6 protein-coding genes are annotated in these 8,649 nt (G+C 48.4%); 5 read left to right on the forward strand and 1 reads right to left on the reverse strand.

Going from position 1 to position 8,649, the window contains the following annotated elements; all coding sequences use genetic code 11:
- The 3 genes from ACFQ0N_RS38110 to ACFQ0N_RS38120 form a co-directional block, all read left to right on the forward strand.
- The coding region (locus ACFQ0N_RS38110; RefSeq protein WP_379335704.1) for a hypothetical protein at nucleotides 1-232 on the forward strand (232 nt) is incomplete at its 5' end.
- A 555-nt stretch (nucleotides 233-787) separates the two neighbouring features.
- On the forward strand, nucleotides 788-2,116 hold the full coding sequence (gene ltrA, locus ACFQ0N_RS38115; RefSeq protein ID WP_379335706.1) for a group II intron reverse transcriptase/maturase: 1,329 nt from the start codon (nucleotides 788-790) through the stop codon (nucleotides 2,114-2,116).
- Nucleotides 2,117-2,720: 604 nt separating this feature from the next.
- Nucleotides 2,721-4,535: a reverse transcriptase/maturase family protein gene (locus tag ACFQ0N_RS38120; RefSeq protein WP_379335714.1), complete on the forward strand. Its 1,815-nt coding sequence runs from the start codon at nucleotides 2,721-2,723 to the stop codon at nucleotides 4,533-4,535.
- A gap of 281 nt (nucleotides 4,536-4,816) precedes the next feature.
- Here the strand turns inward: ACFQ0N_RS38120 and ACFQ0N_RS38125 are convergent, their stop codons facing one another.
- A complete protein-coding gene (locus tag ACFQ0N_RS38125) occupies nucleotides 4,817-5,938 on the reverse strand; it encodes a glycoside hydrolase family 88 protein (RefSeq protein ID WP_379335708.1) in 1,122 nt (373 codons plus the stop codon).
- Between the two features lie 122 nt (nucleotides 5,939-6,060).
- Between ACFQ0N_RS38125 and ACFQ0N_RS38130 the strand changes: the two genes are divergently transcribed.
- Entirely contained in the window at nucleotides 6,061-6,927 is an 867-nt protein-coding gene (locus ACFQ0N_RS38130) for an AraC family transcriptional regulator (RefSeq protein ID WP_379335710.1), read from the forward strand.
- Between the two features lie 488 nt (nucleotides 6,928-7,415).
- Nucleotides 7,416-8,366 carry an Rpn family recombination-promoting nuclease/putative transposase gene (locus ACFQ0N_RS38135; RefSeq protein ID WP_379335712.1) on the forward strand — a complete coding sequence of 317 codons (951 nt, stop codon included), beginning with the start codon at nucleotides 7,416-7,418 and terminating at the stop codon, nucleotides 8,364-8,366.
- Nucleotides 8,367-8,649 lie beyond the last annotated feature (283 nt).

Genomic DNA, 8,649 nt, shown 5'->3' on the forward strand with positions numbered 1-8,649 from the left:
CCACGAAAACGAGAGGATTGGTGAGGAAATGAAAGAAAACCCTTCATTTCATGGAGAAAATGAAGGGATCCGAATCATGAGATTCATCGCACAGGGCAAGTTGGGGAGAATTAATCGACGCTCTCCTGTGGACCGCTATTTGATGAGAAATAGCACGATTTCGCAAGAAAAAGTCCAATTAAGGTCGCTCAAATCCGTTAGATTTCAAAAAGAGGTTCTATTGGTGAAATAACGTCGGTGACTTCCGTTGCGCGCCTAGCCAAGCTAGGCATAACTTGCTGGTGAAAGTCCAGCCGGGGTAAAGACCAAGCTGCCCTGTAGCTAGCAGGCAACACGCGGCGAAATCCGTGGGTTGAAGCCCTGCGAAAAACATGCAAGCAACACCGTATGCGAAGCAAATCCGCAGGCCGTAACATGAAGTGAATCCTGCCGCATCGTTACACAGCACCATCTTTCGGATGGACAAGGGAGTGCCGAGCCCCGAGCGGAAGGGCGAAGGCCAGGGAACGCATGAAGAACTTGGATAACAATGCGGAAGAACTCTCCGGTGTATGGGGATCGGCATGTGGAGAAAGTTATGTTTGGAACTAGGGAAGCCCTCCCCCACACGGCGCACAACCGTAAAGAGTGAACCTATAAGCCTTAGCGGGTGAAGTGGGAATCTGTGGGAAGGGACTCGGAGGGGGTCATAGTACCGATGAAGCAAGGACAACACAACCTCGTGGAGGGAAGGGCGTCGAAAGACAATACCCCACTTCGTTCATGGGAACTGAGGAGGTAAGAGCGAGTGAATGCCGCGAAGGCTAACAACGCCAAAGAAAAAGCTCGACAACTTCAAAGAACCCTGTACCGTGCTGCTAAGGAAAAGCCAACACGGCGATTTCATGCGCTGTACGACAAAATCTACCGAGAAGATGTTCTAACGTACGCGTGGAAACAGGTAAAAGCGAATAAGGGCAGTGCCGGTATCGACAAAGTCACCATTCAACACATCCGTGAGGAATATGGAGAAAACCGGTTCATCAAGGAAACAAGCGAACAACTAAAGAACGGAACGTATCGGCCATCGCCTGTGCGAAGAGTGGATATCCCGAAAGGGGATGGACGTACAAGACCGCTGGGCATCCCGACTGTGAGAGACCGACTTGTGCAGATGGCCGCGAAGATCGTGCTTGAAAGTATATTTGAAGCGGACTTCAAGGACTTCTCATACGGTTTCCGGCCAAAGCGAAGCGCACATGATGCACTTCGCAAGATTATGGGCACGGTGAATAACGGGAAAGTATATTGGGTTGTAGACGTGGATATCAAAGGATACTTTGATAACATCCCGCATGACAAACTCATGACCTTAGTGGAACAGCGTGTATCCGATCGAAAAGTCCTAAAGTTGATCCGGGGATGGTTAACAGCAGGAATCATGAAAGATGATCAGTTTTATGAATCCGTCATCGGCAGCCCGCAAGGTGGCGTCATCTCGCCGCTTCTCGCCAATATCTATTTGAACTACCTGGACACGGTCTGGGAAAAGAAATTTGCACATCTCGGTACAATGGTTCGCTACGCGGATGATCTGGTCATACTGTGTCACAAAGTAGCGGAGGCTCGGGAATCAGTCCATGTCTTGCGGGCGGTATTTGCAAAACTGGAACTGGCTATGAACATTGAGAAGAGCAAACTGGTGAACATATGGCTATGTGATCAAGGGTTTGACTTTCTAGGGCACCACTTTCGCCGTATGCCGGTCTGGCGTAAAGGGGGAGACGTGGCGCGCATCCTTCGGTGTGTACCATCGAAAAAAGCAATGAAGAAGATGCGACTCAAAGTAAAGGAAGCAACAGCTCCGCTACACCTTCTGTCCAAGAATATTAACGAGATCATAAAAAGCCTAAATCCCAAAATTATAGGATGGCGAAATTACTACGGAAAAGTGGATAAGGGAGCCGCGAATAGCTTCCTAACCAAGATTGATTGGTATATCCGTAGAAGGTTAATGATCTTCTGCAGAAAGAAGTTCAAGAAATGGAGCTTGCGTAATTCCAGCTTCTTTGAAATCCTTAAGAAAGCTAAACTACGGTCGGTCACCACATGGCGAAGTACGTATTGCACTCGGTGAAGAACGTCGGAAAGCCGTATGCGGGAAAACCGTGCGCCATGTCGTGCGAAGAAAGAATAGTCCGGTCACCGGACCAACGTCCTTGGAAATACGTTGAGAACAACGCCTAACCTAAATCTGAAAGGAGAAGGGGACAAAAGCATGGCTGTAAAGCGCGGATGATTTGAAGACGGTGTAGAAGCAAGCCGCGCAAGTTCTGCCCGATATGGTTAAAAGCTATACTGCCTGAACCTGAATGACCAGGGATGGAACCGCACATCTGGGGATATACCGTCTACATACTCCCTACTTATCGTATAGTCGAATTCGAGTTTTGTTCGGCGAAATCCAAGGCGATAAGCCATTGAACAGTGAGTTCAAGCAAGGTCATGAGTGGGAACCTAAGTCGGGCTAAGACGTTCTTTCTGCGCAAAACATGGGATTGCCTAACGGAGGAGACTCCTATGGTAACGGAGTCTTCATAGTATCCAATGTGGCGGTTGTAATGACGGCTGCACAGGCGGACTTTAAGATGTGCCGCTGGATCGCTTGTACCGCCGGTATGCGGGAGATCAGGAGAAGGAAGACAGGTGGTTACGATATCGAAAACTTGGAGGTATGCGGAATGCAAAAAGCCAAAAAAGTGTTGGATATCATCAGCGACAGGGGCAAGCGAAAGTTACCGTTATACCGCATCTACCGTTTGCTTTACAACAAGGAATTGTTTCTTATTGCCTATAGAAACCTTTATTCCAACAAGGGTGCGATGACAAAGGGTGTGACGAACGAGACGGTCGATGGGATGTCCATCTCCAAGATCGATCGAATCATCGACCAGTTGAAGAGGGAAACTTACCGCTTCGCACCGGTCAGGCGCGAATACATCAAGAAGAAAGGCAGTAAGAAGCAACGTCCGCTCGGATTACCCACATGGTCAGACAAACTGTTGCAAGAAGTGATCCGGTTGATCCTAGAGGCTTACTTCGAACCGCAATTCAGCAATACCTCACACGGTTTTCGCTCCAATCGGGGATGTCACACCGCACTGGGTGCTATCCGGGCTAAGGATGGTTGGAAAAGTGTGAAGTGGTTTGTTGAAGGTGACATCCGGGACTGTTTCGGCAGCATCGATCATGACATTCTAGTTGGCATCTTGGCGGATAAGATCACGGACAATCGTTTCTTGAGACTGATGCAGCAATTTCTGGCATGCGGATATTTGGAAGATTGGAAGTACAACGCTACCATAAGCGGCTGTCCACAGGGCTCTATTTTAAGTCCGTCATTATCCAACGTCTACATGGACAGACTCGACCAGTTCATGGAAAAGCAGATCCTCCCTGCTTACAACCATGGCGGTAGACGTGCCGAGAATAAAACCTATCGAGCACTGCGCAACCAGATGAGGAAATATATGCGACACCAAGACTGGGAGACGGTTAAGGAACTTAACAAGCAATTGCAATCTATGCCTTCCAAAGATACGAATGACCCGGCCTTCAGGCGGTTGTACTATATTCGCTATGCGGATGACTGGCTGCTTGGTTTTTCAGGTCCGAAGCACGAAGCGATCAAGGTCAAAGAAGAAATTAAAAGCTTCCTCGCGACTGAATTAAAGCTAACGCTCAGTGAAGAGAAAACTTTGATTACGCATGCGAAGACGGAAAAAGCACGATTTCTCGGTTATGACATTCATGTTCTGCAACAAGACACGAAACATGACCAGCGCGGGCAGCGCAGTATTAATGGGAGCATCGGACTTCGCATTCCGGACGGAAAGATGAAGGACAAGGCAAGACAGTATAAAAAAGGTGGAAAACCAACTCACCGCAAAGAACGGACGATTCATTCCGATTTCGACATCATTGCGCAATACCAGTCTGAATTTCGGGGATTCGCACAATACTACTTGCTTGCTTATAATGCGCATCAATTGCACAACCTCAAGCAAACGATGGAATGGTCTTTAGCACGAACCCTTGCGAACAAGTTTAAAACAACACCGAACAAAATATTTAAGAAGTACAAAACGACGCGTGAAACGGATGGACAAAGCTACAAGGTGCTTCAAACGGAAGTGAAACGTGAAGGTAAAAAACCGTTGGTTGCTTACTTCGGAGGGTTCAAGCTCGGATACAATAAAGATGCTGTCATTGTAGATACGATGCCGACAGGAAAAGTGTTCAGCATCAAAAGCCAGCTAATTGACCGATTGCTAAATGAGACATGTGAGTTGTGTGGAGCTAAAGGAAACATTGAGATGCACCACGTCAAGAAACTGAAAGACCTTGTAAATAACGGTAGAAAAGAAAAACCTGAATGGATGAAACGCATGATCGCGATGAGGAGAAAGACGCTCGCCGTATGCCATGAATGCCATGCCCGCATCCATTCGGGTAAATATGACGGTAAGAAAGTCGTTAGCACCGATGCGAGCTGACGGGTAATCACTGGCGAGCGGAGTGCACAGGAAACTTGCACGCTCCGTTCTGAGAGAGGTGATTGGAAAAGTGCTATTTAGTAACTCGCTGGTCGCCTACTCTACGCACGTACGGTTTGATGAGGAGGGGCTGGTAGCCCCAGCCTCTACAGATCAAACAGCTTTTTGGCTTGCCCCTTCGGGGACCGAAACCCTGACCTCATCGCCGCCAGTCGAGAAAAGCCTTGAGGCACAAGGCTTTCGCGCCAAGGATGGCGTTAGCCGTTTCTTCTTGTTGCTGCTTACTCGTACCAATACCCTTTGTGTCCTCGCTCCAGACGCATCAATGCCTCCAAATAGTAATAATCGCCCCAAATCGTATAATCGTCCGGTGCCAGGTCAGTGCGGACGCTGTAGGAGCCGCGCTCGATCAGGCCTTGCGCATCAGGCTTGCCGATCGTCGCATAATGCTGAATGAGCCCTTTCATCGAACGGCGGGCGCCATCCTCCAGCCAACTGCGGTCCGGATGATCGGCCGGCAATTGCTTCAGCAGCTCCAGTAGGCCGCAGGCGGTAATCGCCGATGCGGAGCTGTCGCGCTTCGTCTCGGCATTGACCGGCGCATCGAAATCCCAGTAGACGACATCGTCCTCAGGCAGGTGGTCGAGGAAGTAGCGCGCCATTCTGAGCGAGGTTTCGAGATAAAGCGGATTTTTTGTATAGTGATGGGACAGTGCAAAGCCGTAGATCCCCCATGCTTGCCCGCGGGTCCAGGTGGAACCGTCCTGGTAACCCTGATGCGTGCCGCCCCGCAGTGCATCTCCATTCTCCTGATTGAAATAAAATGTATGATAGGAAGAATCGTCCCCGCGCACGAGAAAGCGGCGGCTCTTATCGGCGTGAATAACAGCTGTATCATAATATTTGCGATCGCCGGTTTGTTCGTAAGCCCAATAAAGCAGCGGCAGATTCATCAGACAGTCGATAATGATGCGTCCGCCATTGTCCGGGTCGCCCTCCGGCCCCCATGCTTGCAGCAGCTGCGATTTTTCCCGCCAGCGCGTCATCAGATGGTCGGCGGCGGCAAGCGTTAATTGTCTGGCTGCTTCGTCCTTCTCCACCATCCATTGCGCTTTGGCGGAGAGAGAGTAGAGAAAGCCGATATCATGGTGATCCAGGACGCGCTTGGCGGCCAGGCGTTCGCGGAAGCTTTCGGTCGCCTTCCTTGCCGCTCGCAAAAATAGCTCGTCTTTGCTATATTCATAGCATAACCAGAGCATGCCTGACCAGAAGCCGTCTGTCCAATCTGTATTGTCGTTCAGTTCATAAACGTCGTTGTTGCTGACATGAGGGAATTGATCATTGAACCGGGCAATATTGCTGCGCGTTTTGGTTACGGCGTCTTCAATGGCTGTTTTCCACATTGGGCATCGCTCCTGTTATTGTGATGAATGTCTAGCACTAGCGTAACAAATAAAAAAAGCGTAAAGTTTAATTATTTTGTGTTAAAATATAGTTATTTTGCGGTTGTCTGGAGGGGATTGCAGTGAGTCGCTTAGTTACGATTGATTTTCAGGAGCAGCCTTTCAGCTGCAACCTTTTTACGAAAGCGGAGCAAGGCTATAAAGGCTATTTTCATTCCCATGGCGGGATCGAGCTGCTGATTGTGCATGAGGGACAAGGCTCGGTCACCATTCCGCAGCATGTTTACCGTATTGAGCCGGGAACCGTGTTCGTTTTTCAGCCGTACCAGCTTCATCATGTGCGCGCGGCCGATACCGAGCGGCATCCTTATATCCGCAGCGTGTTTCAATTCGATCCGGCCGCGCTGATGCCGTTTATAAAGCCATACAAGCAGCTGGAGAAAATTTTGAATTTTCTGTGGAAGGGGCAGCTGCGGCAGCAAGCCTTTCCGCTCATGGAGAAGCGTTATCCGATTGTGGAAAATTTGCGTTATTTTCATGCGCATCGCAGCAGCGACAAAGAGAAGGAGCAGGAGGGGCAGGCTTTTCTGCTGACGGCTTTATTGCAATTTCTGCAGCAGGAAATTTCCATTCTGCAAATGCCGGTCGATGCGGCGATGGCGCGGAGCATGACGCATACAGAAGCGATTTTGCGCTGGATTGAGCAGCATTATATGGAGCCTTTTGAGCTGGAGAGATTAGCAACAGAGCTGCATTTGTCCAAGTATCATATTTCGCATCTGTTCAAGGAGGAGACAGGGCATTCGGTAACGGAATATTTGCTGGCGCTGCGGAGCAAGGAGGCCTGCCGCCTGCTTACGAACAGCCCGCTCTCAGTTGCCGAGATTGGCGCGCGCGTCGGCTGGCCGATCGCTTCCCATTTTATTCAGCAGTTCAAACGGTGGGTGGGCTGTACGCCGCTGCAGTACCGCAAACGAAACCGATTTTAGAGGGTCGTCTTTGGATCATCCCACGTAATTAGGAGGACAAGTATGAAAGCGCTTCAGGGATTGCTGCCATCCAGAAACAAATCCATCATTCAATCTTGCTTCATCGCTGCACCACGTCAGTGGAGGGGTGAGCATGGTTTATGAGTCGAATAAATGAAAGTATAGCTTTCTTAGATAGCCAACTGTCCATTATTGAAGCGTCATCATGTATGTCGTTGAGCATTACGCTTATCATACGGGACAAATTGTATAAGCTGCTGCAAAAAAGGCGGGGAGCATCTTTTAATATGGAGACATTAGATTTAAAGGCCGAAATTCCATATCACAACAGGCTTGACTTAGTGGCCGAAAATCGATTATGCTGATAATAATGAAATAGGACGAGTGAAGAAGCACTTCCGATTGCGGGCACTGCCTGTGGTTGGTTGTGCTTTTTTTTGTTCGGCACCTCACCTGAACTCGTACTGCACACGAAGGAGGAGAGAAATTTGGGCAAGTTCTTAACGACTCAAGAAATTGGCAAAAGAACATCGACACCGCATGACGAAGCATTTAAGAAACTGCTGCAAACATTTTTCAAGGAATTCATTGAATTATTTTTTCCAGAACTGGATCGCCTGCTGGATTACAGTCAAACGCGGTTTCTTATGCAGGAGCTGCTGGTCGATATCGTAGGGCAGGAAGCGCGGGAGCTCGATTTGCTGCTGGAAACGAAGTATACTTTGCTGGATGCATATGTGCTGATACACTTCGAACCGCAATCTTACAGAGAGGCAGACTTTCATGAGCGAATGTTTATTTACTTCAGTCGCTTGTTTGAGCGCCATCGGAAAGACCATCAGTTGATTATTCCGATCGCTATTTTTACAGCGGAGGATATAAAAAATGAAGCGGACACGCTGTCCATGATGATTCCGCAGCATAACATCCTGTATTTTCAGTTTCTGAAGGTTGAACTGCGTAACAAGGATTGGCGGCAGTTTATTGAGTCGGATAATCCGGTAGCCGCTGCATTGCTTGCCAAAATGGGCTATAATGAAAAGGAGAAAAGGGAAGTACGGATTGCTTATCTGCGAATGATTCTGCGCCTGCAAAACAAATTGGATGATGCGCGGCTCGCACTCATCATGTCAGTGGCTGACTTATATTTTAAGCCCAATAAAGCGGAAGAAGAAGAGATATTGCGTGAGCTGAGAATACAGTACCCTGAGGAAGGAGAACGGATCATGGAACTGATGCCCGCCTGGAAAAAGTGGGGTTATGACGAGGGAAAGGATGAAGGCAGGGAAGAAGGAAGAGAAGAAGGCAAGGAAGTAGGTAGAGAAGAAGAACGCAGGTTGATTATTCGTAAGCTATTGGAAAAAGGATTCACACCCGAGAAGGTTGCAGATACGCTTGAACTGCCGCTGGATGAAGTGAAAAAAGTGCGCGGTTCTTAACTGTCATGGGTAAAACGCTCTGGTTGGTAACAACATAAGCGGATGGCCTTAATTGCTTGAGAAATTATTCGTTACAAAAGGGGCAGGCGGAAAGAGCTGGTTTAACCGGCTAAAGGGATTTTGTTTGCTATTCAAACTTCTCAATTTTTACTGTAGCTATATAAGTTGAACTAAAGATTAGAAAACAATGGTAAGGATTTAGCTTCTGCATGTCGAAATAATTAGGAAACCACTTAGACAGGCAGGAAATCAGAATGGAAAACACAGTTGCATTTCAAGAAAT

The sequence above is a fragment of the Paenibacillus sp. GCM10027626 genome, assembly GCF_042676285.1.
Classification (GTDB): Bacteria; Bacillota; Bacilli; order Paenibacillales; family Paenibacillaceae; genus Paenibacillus_Z.